Below are 15,412 nucleotides of genomic sequence, written 5' to 3'. Positions count from 1 at the left end.
GAATCCGATCCTGCGCCAAAGCCAGACATGAACAAAATAGAAGTCTTTATGAGTCTGATTTTGAACGCTGTTTGTCTACTTGCTCATGTTAATCGAAACTGTCGGATGGCATTGCCTGCAACACCAATATTACCGAATAGTACGCATTCACAAAAAAAAATTTGCGTTGAAAATCAATGCCCTTCTTTTCGCTTTTTTGTATTGTTAGTGTCGGTAATCCGTTTTCAGTATCAATTTTAAAAAGACAGCGCCTTGCGGCGCTGCCCGCCGGTTTTAACCGGCTCCTTTTTCAACCTAAACCAAGAGAATTTAAATCAAAAACCTTCTTTGTCATCTTATTGTATGTGCTAATTGTTTGTTTTATACCGGCGAAACATGGTTCTGTTCTTTGGAAGGCAGCATCGCAGCGCAATACTGCCTGTTTACATTCTTACAGCGTTCATCTTCCCCCATTTTCTCTAAAAATTCCCCCCTTAATTCCCCTAAAAACTCAATAAATTCCCCCTTTTTTTGAGTCTTTCTCCCCCTTTTCTCATTAAAACTCAGTGGATAGCACAAGTATGCAGGGTGGGCTTGTGTATGGTGTACTTGTGCGTTGCAAGGCACAAAAGTACGCTGCGCGGCAAAAGCTAAGCGGCATACTTACGCCAAATAGGTTAATCACTTTCTATAGCACAATACGTTAATATAGGGTACTTAGTCAACTTCATTTTTGCAATACAATCAATAAGGCCAGCCATCTTGTCAGGGGCATATAAGAAGCATATCAGAACTATACCAGGAGCATATCAAAGCTATCCATCCAAACTACGCTCCCCCAGCCCGCAAAGCATTATTGTCAGTCCAGGCATCAGCCCAACAAACCTGCACTCTCATGCTATAATATCATAACCCATCCATTTCGGGAGATTTCTCCTGTCGCCGAAATGACGCTCGAAATAGTTTGTGTTTTTGCGATCATATGGATTTAGTAAGTTCATTTATAAGCGGCCCGTCATTTCGAAGGAGCATTGCAGAATGACTGTATTTTTAACAAATCATCTATGCGACTGAGAAATCTCTGGAGGTTAACGTTGCTCAAAATAAATATCACAACCCATCCATTTCGGGAGGTTTCTCCTGTCGTCGAAATGACGTTCGAAGTGGTTTGTGTTTTTGCGATCTTATTGATTTAGTAAGTTCATTTATCAGCAGCCCGTCATTTCGAAGGAGCATTGCAGAATGACTGTATTTTTAACAAATCATCCATGCGACTGAGAAATCTCTGGAGGTTAACGTTGCTCAAAATAAATATCACAACCCATCCATTTCGGGAGGTTTCTCCTGTCGTCGAAATGACGTTCGAGATGGTTTGTGTTTTTGCGATCTTATTGATTTAGTAAGTTCATTTATCAGCAGCCCGTCATTTCGAAGGAGCATTGCAGAATGACTGTATTTTAAACAAATCATCCACGCTCTGCGAAGTCTCCTTACTTCGTAGTTCTATGCGTGAAGCCTCCAAACTTCATTTAATTACTTCTCTTTCGGCAGCGCAATTAAATTAGCCATCAGCCTGTAAGCGCCATCCACGCCGGCGGGCAATTCCCTGAAAAACACAATGCCCGCATACACAAAATTGCCTTTGCCATATTTGGCAATAATGAGGCCGCCATTGCTTTCCGGTTCATTCACATCGTGCATGCCAAGCGGCGCCTGGTAATGTTCATCAAGTTGTTCTGCATGATAGGTGCTGCGTTCCTGTATCCAGTTATTAAAATCTGCGCTGGTGATTTTATTGGGATAATTAAGCGCAGGACTGTTAGGCAACAAAATATGCACGGGCGAAATTTCTTCCGTAACCCTTGTGCGGCTGATGGTGAAATTATATGGGCCAATATTAGCTTTCACCGTGCCAATCTGGTTGTTGGTATTGTATTGCACAATCAGGTTGCCACCGTTTTTTATATAGTTCATCAGCACGCCATATTTTTCATTCAGCCATTCGTGAATGTTGTAAGCACGCACGCCGGTTATTACAGCGTCAAACTGTTTTAAGCCGGAAGCTGTAATATCATTTGCAGAAAGCATCTTCACTTCATAACCCATTTGCTGCAGGCTCTGCGGCAGTTTATCACCTGCACCGGGAATATAGCCGATTCGTTTGCCCACTGTTTTTACTTCTTCATTTACCACATGAATTTTATCTGTTGCATAATAATGTATATAAGGAATATGCTCGTATTGAATGGAATGCAGGTCGCCGCTGTAAGATTCAGGCCGGTTATTGATATTAACTTCTACCGCAACAGAAGGGTCGCCTTTTTGTTTATTGTAATATTTAGATAAAGAAAAACTGAAATCGTATGTTTGATTATACTCCAGATCAACCGTTGTATCTTTTATAAAAACAGAATCGTTATCCTGCACGAAAAATAATTTCAGTTTTGAGTTGGGCGCTTCCACGTACGACTTTACCTGCGCGTAAACATTATCATTTTTAACCGCTACATTATTTTGTTTGATATTGGTTAAAACAACCGAAGGCCTTACGGCAATGCTTAAAGGGTTGATTACAATAAACGGTTCATACAGTTCGCCGCGGGCAGGATTTACAAACCTGTATTGAACGGGTTTATCAATCGTTATATCCGTTCCGTTTATGCTGAAGGTGAAACTTGCCGGGTATGCTGCATCGTTTTGCGCCTTGCCAATAAGGCTTTGATTTTTTACAGTAAAACTTCCAATGCTGTCAATGCCATATTCAAGCCAGTAAGGTTGAGAAACGGGCATATTATCTTCCACCATAAAACTGCGGGAAAAACTAAGGTTAGTGTTGGTGGCAAGATTTGTATTGAGAACAGAATCGAATGCAAGCAGCTTTATATTTTTCAATGTAACATTTGTATTCAGCCGCTTATTTACCACAAACCTTACATTGAATTTTTGCTGCTGCACACCAAACTCATTATTGGTAGCCGCCTCTGCATAAATGCCGCTGCATTCAACCAGTAATTGTTTTACTTCTTCCAGTTTTTTATGCTTCCAGTAACCATCGGGCAATTGCCCGATTGATTTATATAAACCCAGCAATGCATTAACAGAATTTTCAGGATGTTCAAACTGAAAGTTTTTGATTATTGCAGCAACCTGTTGTTCAATATTCGTTGCATTAATGCGCTGCCACGTTGTATCCACACCATCAAACAAATTATTTTTTATTTGCGAGCCGGCCAGCAGTTCAAAATATTCATACGCTTCACCTCTTTGCGCAGCAGAACCAAAGCCCTGGCTTCTGTGCTGGCTGCGGCTTAGCGAAGCAATTTCGCCATAACTTTTTCCAAGCAAAGTATTGTAAGCGCCCACTTCCATTTTAAACTGGTCGTTACTGGTGGTGTTTACATTGCCGAAGTTGAATGTGTTCCATAAAATTCTTTTAGCATCCCAGGGTTTTACGCCGTATTTAAATTGTTCAGGAAACATAGTGGAATCAGCGGCGGCTGCAAATGCTTCTTTTGCCAAAATAGAAGAGGCAGCATGATGGCCGTGGCCAGCCCTCGCATCGCCGGGAAAGCGTGTAATGATAACATCGGGCTGAAAATTACGTATCACCCATACCACATCACTTAAAATTTTATCATGGTTCCAAAACTTTAATGCTTCATCCGAACTTTTTGAAAACCCAAAATCATAAGCACGGCTAAAAAATTGTTCAGCGCCATCAATTCTTCTCGCCGATAATAATTCCTGTGTTCTTATTAACCCGAGCTCGGTGCCTTGTTCATCGCCAATTAAATTCTGGCCGCCATCACCGCGTGTTAAACTCATATAACCTGTTCTCAATAATTCACCGTTGGCAAAATAGGTGAGCAGCCTTGTGTTCTCATCATCAGGATGCGCAGCTATGTATAAAACACTGCCCAGCACATTTAATTTTTTCAGTTGCTGGTAAATGTCAGCGCTGTTATGTATTGGTGGCGTTTGTGCAATGGAAAAAGCGGGAACAAATAAAAATGCGAATAAAACAAGCAGCGGTAATTTTCTTAATATCATCATGATGAATTATGTAAATCGGTTTATGCTATAAAAAAAGTTGCAACCGAAAAAACAGTTGCAACTTTTCAAAAATAAAATATTATTAATTAATCCGCTTTGGTTGCAGGCTTGCGGTCGTATTGACAACATTTCGGCAGCTTTTTATAAGCGGCATCATCAGCCTTTACATCCTGTGTGTCATAACCAACGGCAGCAATTGCTTTTTCAATATCTAAAACTGATGTTTTTGTTTCATCATAGTTCACCGCAAGTAAATACGTTTCATCGCTCCAGCTTGCAGTGGAAGCGCCTGCTTTTGCTGCAGCTTTTTCAATTTTGCTTTTACATTCATCACAATTGCCCCAAACCTTTACGGTATCTGTTTTTGTTTGGGCAAATAAACTTGCTGAGCAAAAGCTCATGGCACCCAAAAGAAGATATTTAAGTTTCATAATAGTATTTTTTGCCTGGCAAATATAAAGTTTATTTTTTGGGTTACCGGCAGCAGGTACACTGTGGCATCCCTGCCTGCAACTGCGTTTTACGCAGGCAGTCCTTGCGTCGCAACACTTGTGCTGTATCTTTTTATGGCAACTATCTGTTACAGTTGATTCATGTGCACAATAAAAAACCGCTGTTAGAAAACAACGGTTTATTGCACATGAGAAAAATGAAAATTATAAGTCTATTGTTTTTAAATCTTTTGGAATTTTAACATCAGCGGTTTGCGTTTGATTATTGCGTTTATAGGTTAATTTAACCGTATCGCCCTTCTTAATATCTTTTATGCTTTCTCTTAAATCATCTGTAGAATTTATGGCTTTGCCATTTACCTGTGTGATTATATCATCTTCTTTTAAGCCTGCTTTGGCAGCGGGTGAATCTTCGTCATCCACATCAAGCACTTTTACGCCATTGCCTTCTTCGGTATCCTGAACAGAAAGGCCGAGGCGGGGCTTATCATTCCACGCAAAAGAGAAGCTGCGCGGACCGTTAAAGTTTCTGAAAACATCCATATCCGCATTAGGGGCATTCCATGAAAAAACACGCATTTGATCAGACTTGCCAAGCGTTGTGTTTGCAGTTGCCTGCTTGCCATCCCTCAAATAAGTAATGGTAACTTTTTCATCGGGCTTATGTTTGCCAACTGCTTTATACAGGTCATCCGGGCTGGTAATTTTATCATCGCCAACTTCGGTTATAATATCATTTTCTTTAAGGCCGGCCTTTTCTGCAGCGCTGCCTTCAGTTACGTCCGTAATTTTTGCGCCCTGATTATCTTTCTCAGTCATTACACCAAGAAAAGCGCTGTTTGATTTTACATTGCGCATCATTTCTTTTCTCAGCTCAAACATTTGCGGAGCACCCGGTGCAATAGTTGCAGCGCCTGAATGGTCTCCATACACGAAGAAATTTCCGTCTTTTATTTTTTGCTGAATAACATTTACATCATCGCTTTTAAAATCATCAACAGGCTTTCCGTTCACAGTAACAGTATTGCCATCAATAATTACAGTAATTTTTTCTTTGGTTGAATCTTTTTTCTGAATGATGATATTTTGCCTGCCGGTATTGTTCATTTTATTTTTTGATGGGGGCTGGGCCTGAACGGAAGCAAAAAATGAAGTTGCGGCAAACAATGTTATTAATCTTAATGTCTTAATCATAACCTGTAATTTTATATCTACGAAAAATTTAGTAGTTCAAATATATTGAGATTTGTCAATTACGAAAGCCTTCGGAAATGTTAAAGCTATTATTTTACATTTTGCAAGCACATATTAATTATTAAAATGAAGGATTGATGCCTGTCAGCAAGTTCAAATGTCTTTTATTTGCACAAAATATGCTTATGAAGTATTGGCTATTAGCATTTGGAATTTTTATTTCCTCTGCTATTCAGGCACAATTTGGATTCTATGCGCAGGCAGGCGGCAATGCAACAAAGCTTCATGTATCCAGGAACCCGGGTGGAACAGTTGACGGCACTTTCGGTTATGGCTGGCAGGCATCTGTAGGCACAGAATATCATACCCAGTTTGGATTTCTTGTATTTATTGAAGCGGGTGTTTCCCAACAGCGATATGGCCGGGATTCTTCAGGTGCAACGGCATCAAAGGCTATCGTATCAGAATATGCTTACAAGCCAATGTTTCTTAATTTTCCTTTTGGAATTGGATACCAGTTCCCGCTTTCAAAGCAACTGGCGTTAAGGGTTTATGGTGGCGCCACAACGCAAATAGGCATTGGCGGCAAGGTTCGCCGGAAATCAACAATTTATGGAAGAGATTCAAGCGGCGCACAAATAGTAGTAGGCACTGAAAATGAAAACCATAAAATTAATTTTGGGAGAAGTATTAACCTGCAAAGTGAATTTAAATCAGACATTGCCAATGCTGTTTGGGGCTTAAATGCAGGTGTGGGATTGAGCGTATCACAAAAGTTTGAAGTAACGGCTATATTTCAAAGCACGCTTACCAATATGCTGCCGGGAGGCGATGGCATACCTGAGATAGACAAACTGCAATCAATAAACATTGGCCTTAAATATTTCTTCAGCCGCAGTTATTATCACGCAAGGCCTTTATATCATTAATATTTCTTAGTGTTGTTTACTTGAGAAGACACTCAATCTTCAATACACAATAATCAATGCCCAATTATTTGTGAACCAAAATTGATTATTGAATATTGAGCATTAATTATTGCCTGTTATTTTGGATAACAAAGGATTGATTATTGATTGATATATTTCAAAAGTTCGGGGCTATCAGGTGTAATCTTGCTATCAAAATGCTGTAATAAATTTCCGTTTTCATCAATAATAAATTTATTGAAGTTCCAGGAGATAGTTGCATCCAGCACGCCGTTTTCATCTTTATGACAGAGGTATTTAAAAACAGGTGTTGTATTATCGCCTTTTACATCAACCCTCGTGGTAAGCGGGAAAGTAACGCCGAAATTCTTTTTGCAAAAGTTGCTGATGGAATCATTGTCCTGAAATTCCTGCCCGCCAAAATTATCAGATGGAAACCCTACAATAACCAGCTTGTCTTTATTTTCTTCATATAATTTTTCAAGCCCTTCATACTGAGGCGTAAAACCACAATGAGAAGCAGTATTCACTACCAGTATTTTTTTGCCTTTAAACTTTGAAAAATCAATAATGCTGCCATCAAGCGCTTTAATCTTAAAACTATAAATAGATTTTGCAGGTGTGTTGAATGAAGACATAACAAATAAGGTTAACGATAGAAGAAGTATTTTCATGGTAACTAAATTTTTTGCTGGCCAAAGGTATCGCTATTTGATAATAAAAATTCTGTTAACCAGCGTATAAACCCGATAATAGCTTTAATGGTTGCCTGCTGCAGCAACGCTAAATGGTACATGCAACTGATGCGAGGCTAAGCGCAGTGCCGGGAATTTTTAGTATGGCCTGGCCACAGGCTTCAAAAGTGGCGCCGGTTGTAACTATATCATCCACAAGTAAAATATGTTTGCCTGTAAGCATCTCCGGTTTGGACACGGCAAAAACATTTTCCATGGTTTGCCACCGGTCAATGCGCGTTTTATGCGTTTGTGTTTCAGTAAATAAAATTCTTTCAACAGCATTTGTAATTACGGGTTTGTTCCAAACTGAAACAATACCATCCGCAATAATCGCAGACTGGTTATAACCACGCTTGAATAATTTTTTTTCATTCAAAGGCATTGGTATAATTATATCAATATCATCAAACCTGTTGCTGGTTGCTAACTGCCGGCCAAGCAGCTTTCCTAAAAATTCGCCTGCTGCAATATTGTTTTTGTATTTAAGCTGAATAATTACGTTTTTAATTACCGAATCTTTTGTAAAATAAAAAGCGCTGCCTGCTTTTTCTATTTTCATCCTTCCATAAAACATATTCTCAACAGGATTATTACCATGCAGAAAAAATCCTGTTTCAGGCAAAAGGCTTAAACATTCAGCACATAAAGTATCACCGGCATTAATTATATCAGTGCTGCATGCTGCGCAGTTGTGCGGAAAAAAAAGATGCAGAAAATCATCAATATAATTTTTAACTGAAATCATGTTTATTTATTAAAACAGCAGCCTGTATAGTTCATCTACTTTACTCACAGCGGTCACTTCAATTTTATAATGCGATTTATCGAGCCCTTTTTTATTAAAAGGTGAAATAAATATTTTTTCAAAGCCCAGTTTTTCGGCTTCGGCAATACGCTGGTCAACGCGGTTAACGGCCCTTATCTCTCCATTTAAACCCACTTCACCTGCAAAGCAAATATTGGGTGAAAGCGGTGCGTCTTCGTAAGAAGAAAGTAAAGCACAAATAATCGCGAGATCCGTTGAAGGATCTTCTATGCGCAAGCCTCCAGCAATGTTTACAAACACATCCTTCATTCCAAAATGAAAGCCGCCGCGTTTTTCCAGTACGGCTAATAATAATTGCAGGCGCCTTGCATCCAAACCACTTGATGTGCGTTGCGGCGTTCCATAAACACTTTGTGTAACCAATGCCTGTGTTTCAATTAATAAAGGCCGCAAGCCTTCCATGCCCGCAGCAACTGCGCTGCCGCTTAATACTTCTTCTTTTTGATTGATAAGAATTTCTGATGGATTATTTACCGTGCGCATGCCATTGCCCGTCATTTCATAAATACCTAATTCTGATGTGCTGCCAAACCGGTTTTTCAATGTGCGCAAAATGCGATAGGCATAATGCTGATCACCTTCAAACTGCAGCACGGTATCAACCATGTGCTCCAGGATTTTCGGGCCGGCGATGCTACCATCTTTTGTAATGTGGCCAATAATAAAAACAGGTGTGTGTGTTTCTTTAGCAAAACGCTGAAGCGATGCTGCACATTCCCTCACCTGCGCTATGCTGCCGGGCGTTGCATCTATATTATCTGATTGCAAGGTTTGAATAGAATCAATAATAACCAAAGCGGGCTGGAGCTTTTTTATTTCTGTGAAAATTACAGAGAGCGATGTTTCAGTAAGTATGTAGAAATTTTCGTTGCGTATATTTAACCTGTTAGCACGCATTTTTATTTGATGCTCGCTTTCTTCTCCGCTTACATATAAAATAACTGCGCTGTTAAGCTGCAATGCATCCTGTAATAATAATGTGCTTTTGCCGATGCCGGGTTCACCAGCCAGTAATGTAATGCTGCCTGTAACAATGCCACCGCCTAATGCACGGTTCAATTCAGCATCATGCGTAATAATTCTTTCTTCTTTTAAACTTTCAACTGCATCCAGCAATTTTGCTTTTGATGTTTGCCGTTCGCCGGTTGCATCTTTCCAGAAATTTTTTTCTTTTTGATTTCGTTCAATTACTTCTTCAATAAATGTATTCCATTGACTGCATGCAGGACATTTACCTAACCATTTTGTGCTTTCATATCCGCAGTTAGAACAAAAAAAAGCAGTTTTTACCTTCGCCATTGTATAAAGATAATATGGCTTTTAGTTTCATAAACATGAAAACTGCTTTAAAAGAAGGCAACAAAAAAGGCCGGTAGATAACCGGCCCTTTTTTACTTACTAACCCATTAAATTCAGGCACTAAATTACAATAATGGGCTACATAACAAAATAAATTTTTTGTGTTGTTGAAAACTTTTTGGATTTCTCCCCGGCATCTCCGGCAGGCATTTTGGCACATTTTTTCTACTGAAGAAATATAACCGGCCGATTTGGCACCAGTTAGGTTGCCGGCCTGCAATTGCAACACTGATTTTTAAGTGGTTATAAATTTGCAGGTTTTACCTTAAAAAAAATTAATGAATTCAATTTTCCTGGTTTCACTAATCTTTTTAGGCATCAGTTTCCTGGTTTCTTCTACGCTGAAAGGGAAATTTCTGAAATACGGGCAAATGCCTTTGGCTAAAGGATTGAGTGGCAAAGAGATAGCAGAAAAGATGCTGCATGATAACGGTATTTATGATGTGCAGGTAATATCTGTAAATGGCTTTTTATCAGATCATTACGATCCCTTTAAGAAAACGGTAAACTTAAGCCCTGAAGTTTATAATGGCCACAGCATTGCTTCGTCGGCTGTGGCTGCCCACGAGTGCGGGCATGCGGTGCAGCATGCAACAGCTTATTCATGGTTAATGCTCAGGAGCAGGTTAGTGCCTTTTGTACAATTCAGCAGTAATATAGTTCAGTGGGTTTTGCTGGCAGGTATTCTGTTAATCAACATTTTTCCGGGCTTGTTACTGGCAGGTATTATTTTATTCGCACTTACCACAATCTTTTCACTGGTAACGCTTCCTGTTGAATACGATGCGAGCAACCGTGCACTTGCCTGGCTTGAAAGAAGTAATGTAACGCTGCCGCAGGAACATGATAAAGCAAAAGATGCATTGCATTGGGCAGCACTTACTTATGTGGTTGCAGCACTGGCTTCAGTTGCTACTTTGCTGCAGTATATTTTTATTTTTTCTAACAGCAGGGACAGGCGGTAATTAAAGCTCTTCGTCTCGCTCAAGCATTAAGATAGCGCTTTGAGGCACAATAAAATATTTTTCGCCTTCATACATAACTTCGGTTGCCCCGCTCAATAGAAATATGGCGAGGTCTCCTTCTTTCGCTTGCAAAGGAATGTATTTTACTTGTTCTTCTTCGCTCTGCCAGGGTTCATTTTCCACGGGTAAAGGAATGGCATAACCAGGGCCGGTTTTTATAATGTAGCCTTGTTGCACCTTTTCTTTTTCGTGTATGCCCGGAGGAAGATACAAACCACTTGAAGTGCGTTCGTTTGGTTTGGAAGGTCTGATTAAAATCCTGTCGCCGATAATTATTAATTTCTTCAGTTTATTATCCTGAACTAATAGCATAAACACATTTTTTCAGGTTGTAAAAATATAAACATCCGTTAAACTGGATTCACATATTAAATTTCTTTTAATCATCCTTATCTTTAAACAACAAATGTTTATTTAAGGCATTTTTATTGATATATATTTATTTTAAAAACAACAATCTATGGAAGGAAAAAAATATAAAATTTTACTGTGTGAAGATGATACGAATCTTGGAATGGTGCTGAAGAATTACCTTGAATTAAATGATTATGATGTTACGCTTGAAAGAGATGGCAGGCTGGGGCTCGCTGCATTTCAACGTGAGAAATTTGATATTTGCCTGCTTGATGTAATGATGCCGAATATGGATGGATTTACATTGGCAGAAGAAATCCGCGATATTGATCCTGAAATACCGCTCTTTTTCTTAAGCGCCAAAACAATGAAGGAAGATATTATTCAGGGATATAAGCTTGGCGCTGATGATTATATTACCAAGCCTTTTGACAGTGAAGTATTATTGCTTAAAATAAAAGCTATTCTAAAACGCAACGAAGAGCTGAATAAAGAAAGCGAAAACATTGAGTTTGATTTAGGTCGTTATCACTTCAACCCTAAATTGCGTGAACTGGCGCATGATGGCAAAACACAAACGCTTTCTCCAAAAGAAAATGAATTATTGAAAATGCTGGCAGAACATAAAAATGATTTACTGCCACGTGAAAGGGCATTGAAAAAAATATGGGGCAGCGATACTTATTTTAATGGCCGCAGCATGGATGTTTATATAGCCAAACTGCGTAAATATTTAAAAGATGATGAGAATATTGAAATTGTAAATATTCACGGCAATGGCTTCAGGCTGGTGGCGCCGTAAGGTTGAAATATTATAACATTGAATAGAAGAGGCCGTCTCAAAAATAAATTTGAGGCGGTTTCTTTTTTTATGGCGGTTCATTAGGCACGTGGTAATTAATGGAGTTAGAAGCTGATATTTTCTTTTTTGATGTTTCCTATAAGCTCTATTGGCAGCAGTCTTTTTTTGAAAGCTTTGAGTGCTTTTCTTTTCAGACAATTTTTTTCTTAATTTATGTGCAAGGCAGCAAGTCTGTTTCTACATTTAATTTGGCTAATCCCCATAACATAAACCTTTTAAAATGAAGGTTGTGTATAAGGCAAAGACAGGTTCGGTATTAAAATATCGCTGTTTTCTTTTTTTAATGCCTTGCTCACCTCTTAAAAGTTTATTAGTTTGTTGTTTAGGCCGGGCAAGATTATGATCACTTCTATTTTCCTGTTGTTCATATCGATTAAAAACTTGAGGCATTTACTTTTTGCATAGTTCAGCTTTTGCTTAATGTTATCGGGCGATTGCTGAAGTTTTGAATTTGACCATTTACTCATTCAAACCGCCCACCTAATAAGCACATTAATAAATTGCTCAGATACAAGTTAGTTTTGATTACCTAAAAATTGCTTACTATGAAAAAAACATTTTTACTCTTATTATTGTTATGTACATTAACAATGTCATTTAAGACCACTGCCCAGCTAACTGTTACGCTTACTACCGCTACAACCGATTCTGCCTCTATAAGCCAGGGCAGCACTTATAATGTGGTTTATGCTGCTAAAATGAAGGTTACAGGTAATAATGTAACCGTAAACAAAATTGACTTTAAGATAAAAGGCACGCACGATGCCAATGATCTTACTTACGCTTACATTTATTTTAATGCCGCAGCACCGGTGATTTCAGGCGCTTCCTACCTGGGCTATACGTCCGCTACGTATGCATCAAGCAATGTATATTCTGTTAATATTTCTAAGGCAATGACCACTGGAAGCGAAGGTTATTTCATAATTGCGGTAAGCTTAAATAATACAGCAAGTGACAATAAAACGGTTTTGATTAACGGCAAAACTGATCCGCTGGTTTTTGGTTATTCAACCACTCCTGTATTGCAAAATAACCAGGCAAACAAGGCCGGTGTATTAACTATACAGGCAGCAGATATTACATTAACATCTGCAAATGTTACAGCTAAAAATATTGCCCAAGGCAGTACTTATAATGTAGTTTATGCTGCCAAGATGAAAGCAGCCACTATGCCGGTAACAGTAAACAATATTAAATTTAAAGTAAAGGGAACACATGACGCCAACGATTTAACCTATGCTTATATTTATTATAATGCTTCTGCACCTGTAATTTCCGGTGCTTCTTATTTAGGTTATACTGCGGCTACGTTTGGCCCTAATAATTCTTATTCCGTTAATATTTCAAAAGCTATGGCTAAAAACGAACAAGGGTTTTTTATAATTGCCGTAAGTTTAAGTAATACTGCAACTGACAGCAATACCGTATTTATTAACGGAACTACCGACCCGCTGGTGTTTGGCTATACAACCGCGCCTAATATTACCAACAGCCAGGCCAACACAGCTCATGCACTTACTATAATTGCATCAAAAATTACTTTAACTTCTGCATCAATAGCGGCTGCAAATATTAACCAGGGCAGTACTTATAATGTTGTTTATGCGGCTAAGATGAAAGCAACAGCCATGCCGGTAACAGTAAACAATATTAAATTTAAAGTAAAGGGAACGCATGATGCCAATGATCTTACCTATGCATATATTTATTATAACGTTTCTGCACCTGTAATTTCCGGCGCTTCTTATTTAGGTTATGCTGCTGCTACATTTGGCCCTAATAATTCTTATTCTGTTAATATATCGAAGGCTATGGCTAAAAATGAACAAGGGTTTTTTATAATTGCTGTAAGCCTGAGCAATACTGCAACAGACAATAATACAGTGGCCATTAACGGAGCTACTGACCCATTGATATTTAGCTATACTACTGCTCCTAAGGTTACAAACAACCAAAGCAATAACGCAAAAACATTAACGATACAGGCGCCGGATATTAACCTCACCTCCGCCTCAATTACAGCATCCAATATTAACCAGGGCAGTACTTATAATGTAGTGTATGCTGCAAAAATGAAAGTTACCACTATGCCTGCCGTTGTAAACAAAATCAACTTTACGCTAAGCGGCAATCATGATGCAAACGATCTTACCTACGTTTATCTTTATTACAATGCTGCAGCCCCTGTTATTTCAGGCGCTTCTTATCTGGGGTATGCTTCAGCCACTTTTGCGGCCCCGCATGACTACTCTGTAAACATTTCGAAAAGTATGGATGCAGGGAGTGAAGGGTACTTCATTATTGCCGTAAGTGTTAGTAATACAGCCAACGATAATCGGACGATAATTATAAACGGATTAACAGATCCTCTTGAGTTTGGCTATACAACTGCACCCAATGTAACCAATAATCAAACTAACAAAGCGGGCAAAAAAACCATACAGGCCGCGGATATTACTTTAACCACACCATCTATAGCAGCAGGCAATATTGCGCAGGGTAGCACTTACAATGTTGTGTACGCAACAAAAATGAATGTAACCACTATGCCTGTTACGGTAAACAACATGCAGTTTACATTAAGTGGCAATCATGATGCAAACGATCTTACTTATGTTTATTTATATTATAATGCATCAGCACCGGTTATATCAGGCGCTTCTTACCTGGGTTATACAGCAGCTACTTATGCAGCTCCACATAATTATTCTGTAAATATTTCAAAAGCTATGGCAGTTGGCGACCAGGGTTATTTTATAATTGCCGTAAGCGTTAATGCCAGCGCAACTGTTGGTAAAACAATAAAGGTAAACGGGGCAACCGATCCGGTGATTTTCGGTTATGCCACTAATCCTAATACAACAAACAATCAAGCGAATAATGCCGGCGCCAAAACAATTGCAGCATCATTTGCACCTGTAAAAGACAATGAGGCTAATAATGCAATAACCGTCAATTACGAGGTGAATAAAGTATTCCCAAATCCTGCAAGCTCAGCATTTAGTTTTTCTATAACAGGAAAACAAAAGGAAAATATAACAGTACAGTTAACCAATCGTTCAGGGAATATAGTCTTTACAAAAAGGATCGAAATAAATAATACCGGTTCCAGCCATTCAATCAATGTTTCAGCATTTCCTAACGGTGTTTATTACTTCTCGCTTATCAATAATGAGGGTGTGTTCATAAGTCAGCAGCAAATTAACGTTCAACATTAAATTTTAAAAGTAAGGAATAGAAAAAAGGCCGTCTCAAATTTAATTTTGAGGCGGCCTCTTTTCTATAACGATCTGTGAAGGAGATGGTAATTATTTGTAATGGGGTTGGAAGCGTAGGAATTTTAATTAACCAAATGCGTTAGCATTGGAGATGAATAAGCTGGTTTTAACCAAAGCGCATCTGCAAATACTTAGGCTAAAAGCTTTTTTTATAGAGCATTTCTTTAATCACAAGCCTGAAGGCCTGGATTATTCCGGTCGTTAATTACGATGTCTAAAAATCATAGACAACACAATAGGAAAAAAGCTTTGATCCATTAGCTATTCACCAATCAGGGCTTCAATTTTTTCAAATACTCTCCATAACCGCTTTTGGAGTAGTAGTCAGCGAGTTTTAAGAGTTGGGTGCGATCAATAAAGC

At 38.8% G+C, this 15,412-nt stretch carries 12 protein-coding genes; 5 read left to right on the top strand and 7 right to left on the bottom strand.

The genetic code is table 11. The features are described 5' to 3' along the window. The coding region (locus BM015_RS21755; RefSeq protein WP_218148598.1) for a hypothetical protein at window positions 1–240 on the top strand (240 nt) is incomplete at its 5' end. Window positions 241–1,512: 1,272 nt separating this feature from the next. Here BM015_RS21755 and BM015_RS20900 read toward each other — a convergent pair. From BM015_RS20900 to BM015_RS20890, 3 genes are all read right to left on the bottom strand, one after another. After that, entirely contained in the window at window positions 1,513–4,032 is a 2,520-nt protein-coding gene (locus BM015_RS20900; RefSeq protein WP_090663256.1) for a PIG-L family deacetylase, read from the bottom strand. 86 nt (window positions 4,033–4,118) lie between these two features. Further along, on the bottom strand, window positions 4,119–4,463 hold the full coding sequence (locus tag BM015_RS20895; RefSeq protein ID WP_218148597.1) for a copper chaperone: 345 nt from the start codon (window positions 4,461–4,463) through the stop codon (window positions 4,119–4,121). A gap of 225 nt (window positions 4,464–4,688) precedes the next feature. After that, on the bottom strand, window positions 4,689–5,678 hold the full coding sequence (locus BM015_RS20890) for a PDZ domain-containing protein (protein WP_090663252.1): 990 nt from the start codon (window positions 5,676–5,678) through the stop codon (window positions 4,689–4,691). A 185-nt stretch (window positions 5,679–5,863) separates the two neighbouring features. Between BM015_RS20890 and BM015_RS20885 the strand changes: the two genes are divergently transcribed. Continuing rightward, entirely contained in the window at window positions 5,864–6,607 is a 744-nt protein-coding gene (locus BM015_RS20885) for an outer membrane beta-barrel protein (protein WP_177191982.1), read from the top strand. Window positions 6,608–6,747: 140 nt separating this feature from the next. On the opposite strand, the gene BM015_RS20880 is transcribed toward BM015_RS20885, so the two are convergent. The 3 genes from BM015_RS20880 to radA form a co-directional block, all read right to left on the bottom strand. Further along, the gene (locus tag BM015_RS20880) at window positions 6,748–7,281 is read right to left on the bottom strand and encodes a glutathione peroxidase (protein ID WP_090663248.1); all 534 of its coding nucleotides are present in this window, start codon (window positions 7,279–7,281) and stop codon (window positions 6,748–6,750) included. A 109-nt stretch (window positions 7,282–7,390) separates the two neighbouring features. Further along, window positions 7,391–8,089, bottom strand: coding sequence for a ComF family protein (locus BM015_RS20875; protein ID WP_090663246.1), 699 nt, complete (start codon window positions 8,087–8,089; stop codon window positions 7,391–7,393). A gap of 9 nt (window positions 8,090–8,098) precedes the next feature. Next, the gene (radA, locus tag BM015_RS20870) at window positions 8,099–9,469 is read right to left on the bottom strand and encodes a DNA repair protein RadA (RefSeq protein ID WP_090663244.1); all 1,371 of its coding nucleotides are present in this window, start codon (window positions 9,467–9,469) and stop codon (window positions 8,099–8,101) included. Window positions 9,470–9,807: 338 nt separating this feature from the next. Here radA and BM015_RS20860 point away from each other — a divergent pair, with 338 nt between their 5' ends. Beyond that, window positions 9,808–10,494, top strand: a complete 687-nt coding sequence (locus tag BM015_RS20860) for a zinc metallopeptidase (RefSeq protein ID WP_090663240.1) — start codon at window positions 9,808–9,810, stop codon at window positions 10,492–10,494. On the opposite strand, the gene BM015_RS20855 is transcribed toward BM015_RS20860, so the two are convergent. Continuing rightward, window positions 10,495–10,866, bottom strand: a complete 372-nt coding sequence (locus tag BM015_RS20855) for a co-chaperone GroES (RefSeq protein ID WP_090663238.1) — start codon at window positions 10,864–10,866, stop codon at window positions 10,495–10,497. It lies immediately after the preceding gene. A 148-nt stretch (window positions 10,867–11,014) separates the two neighbouring features. On the opposite strand from BM015_RS20855, the gene BM015_RS20850 reads away from it, so the two are divergent. Beyond that, a complete protein-coding gene (locus tag BM015_RS20850; protein WP_090663236.1) occupies window positions 11,015–11,710 on the top strand; it encodes a response regulator transcription factor in 696 nt (231 codons plus the stop codon). Window positions 11,711–12,315: 605 nt separating this feature from the next. Continuing rightward, window positions 12,316–14,991, top strand: coding sequence for a T9SS type A sorting domain-containing protein (locus BM015_RS20840; protein WP_090663232.1), 2,676 nt, complete (start codon window positions 12,316–12,318; stop codon window positions 14,989–14,991). The last annotated feature ends 421 nt before the right edge of the window (window positions 14,992–15,412 follow it).

The organism is Parafilimonas terrae, from assembly GCF_900115755.1.
GTDB lineage: Bacteria > Bacteroidota > Bacteroidia > Chitinophagales > Chitinophagaceae > Parafilimonas > Parafilimonas terrae.
The sequence above is the reverse complement of the archived record's forward strand: the minus strand, read 5'-3'. Positions and strand labels throughout refer to the sequence as shown.

Excerpts from the sequence above, each read along its gene's own strand:
- BM015_RS20900 (WP_090663256.1), bottom strand. The coding sequence starts at position 4,032 with ATGATGATATTAAGAAAATTACCGCTGCTTGTTTTATTCGCATTTTTA.
- BM015_RS20895 (WP_218148597.1), bottom strand. The coding sequence starts at position 4,463 with ATGAAACTTAAATATCTTCTTTTGGGTGCCATGAGCTTTTGCTCAGCA.
- BM015_RS20890 (WP_090663252.1), bottom strand. The coding sequence starts at position 5,678 with ATGATTAAGACATTAAGATTAATAACATTGTTTGCCGCAACTTCATTT.
- BM015_RS20885 (WP_177191982.1), top strand. The coding sequence starts at position 5,864 with ATGAAGTATTGGCTATTAGCATTTGGAATTTTTATTTCCTCTGCTATT.
- BM015_RS20880 (WP_090663248.1), bottom strand. The coding sequence starts at position 7,281 with ATGAAAATACTTCTTCTATCGTTAACCTTATTTGTTATGTCTTCATTC.
- BM015_RS20875 (WP_090663246.1), bottom strand. The coding sequence starts at position 8,089 with ATGATTTCAGTTAAAAATTATATTGATGATTTTCTGCATCTTTTTTTT.
- radA (WP_090663244.1), bottom strand. The coding sequence starts at position 9,469 with ATGGCGAAGGTAAAAACTGCTTTTTTTTGTTCTAACTGCGGATATGAA.
- BM015_RS20860 (WP_090663240.1), top strand. The coding sequence starts at position 9,808 with ATGAATTCAATTTTCCTGGTTTCACTAATCTTTTTAGGCATCAGTTTC.
- BM015_RS20855 (WP_090663238.1), bottom strand. The coding sequence starts at position 10,866 with ATGCTATTAGTTCAGGATAATAAACTGAAGAAATTAATAATTATCGGC.
- BM015_RS20850 (WP_090663236.1), top strand. The coding sequence starts at position 11,015 with ATGGAAGGAAAAAAATATAAAATTTTACTGTGTGAAGATGATACGAAT.
- BM015_RS20840 (WP_090663232.1), top strand. The coding sequence starts at position 12,316 with ATGAAAAAAACATTTTTACTCTTATTATTGTTATGTACATTAACAATG.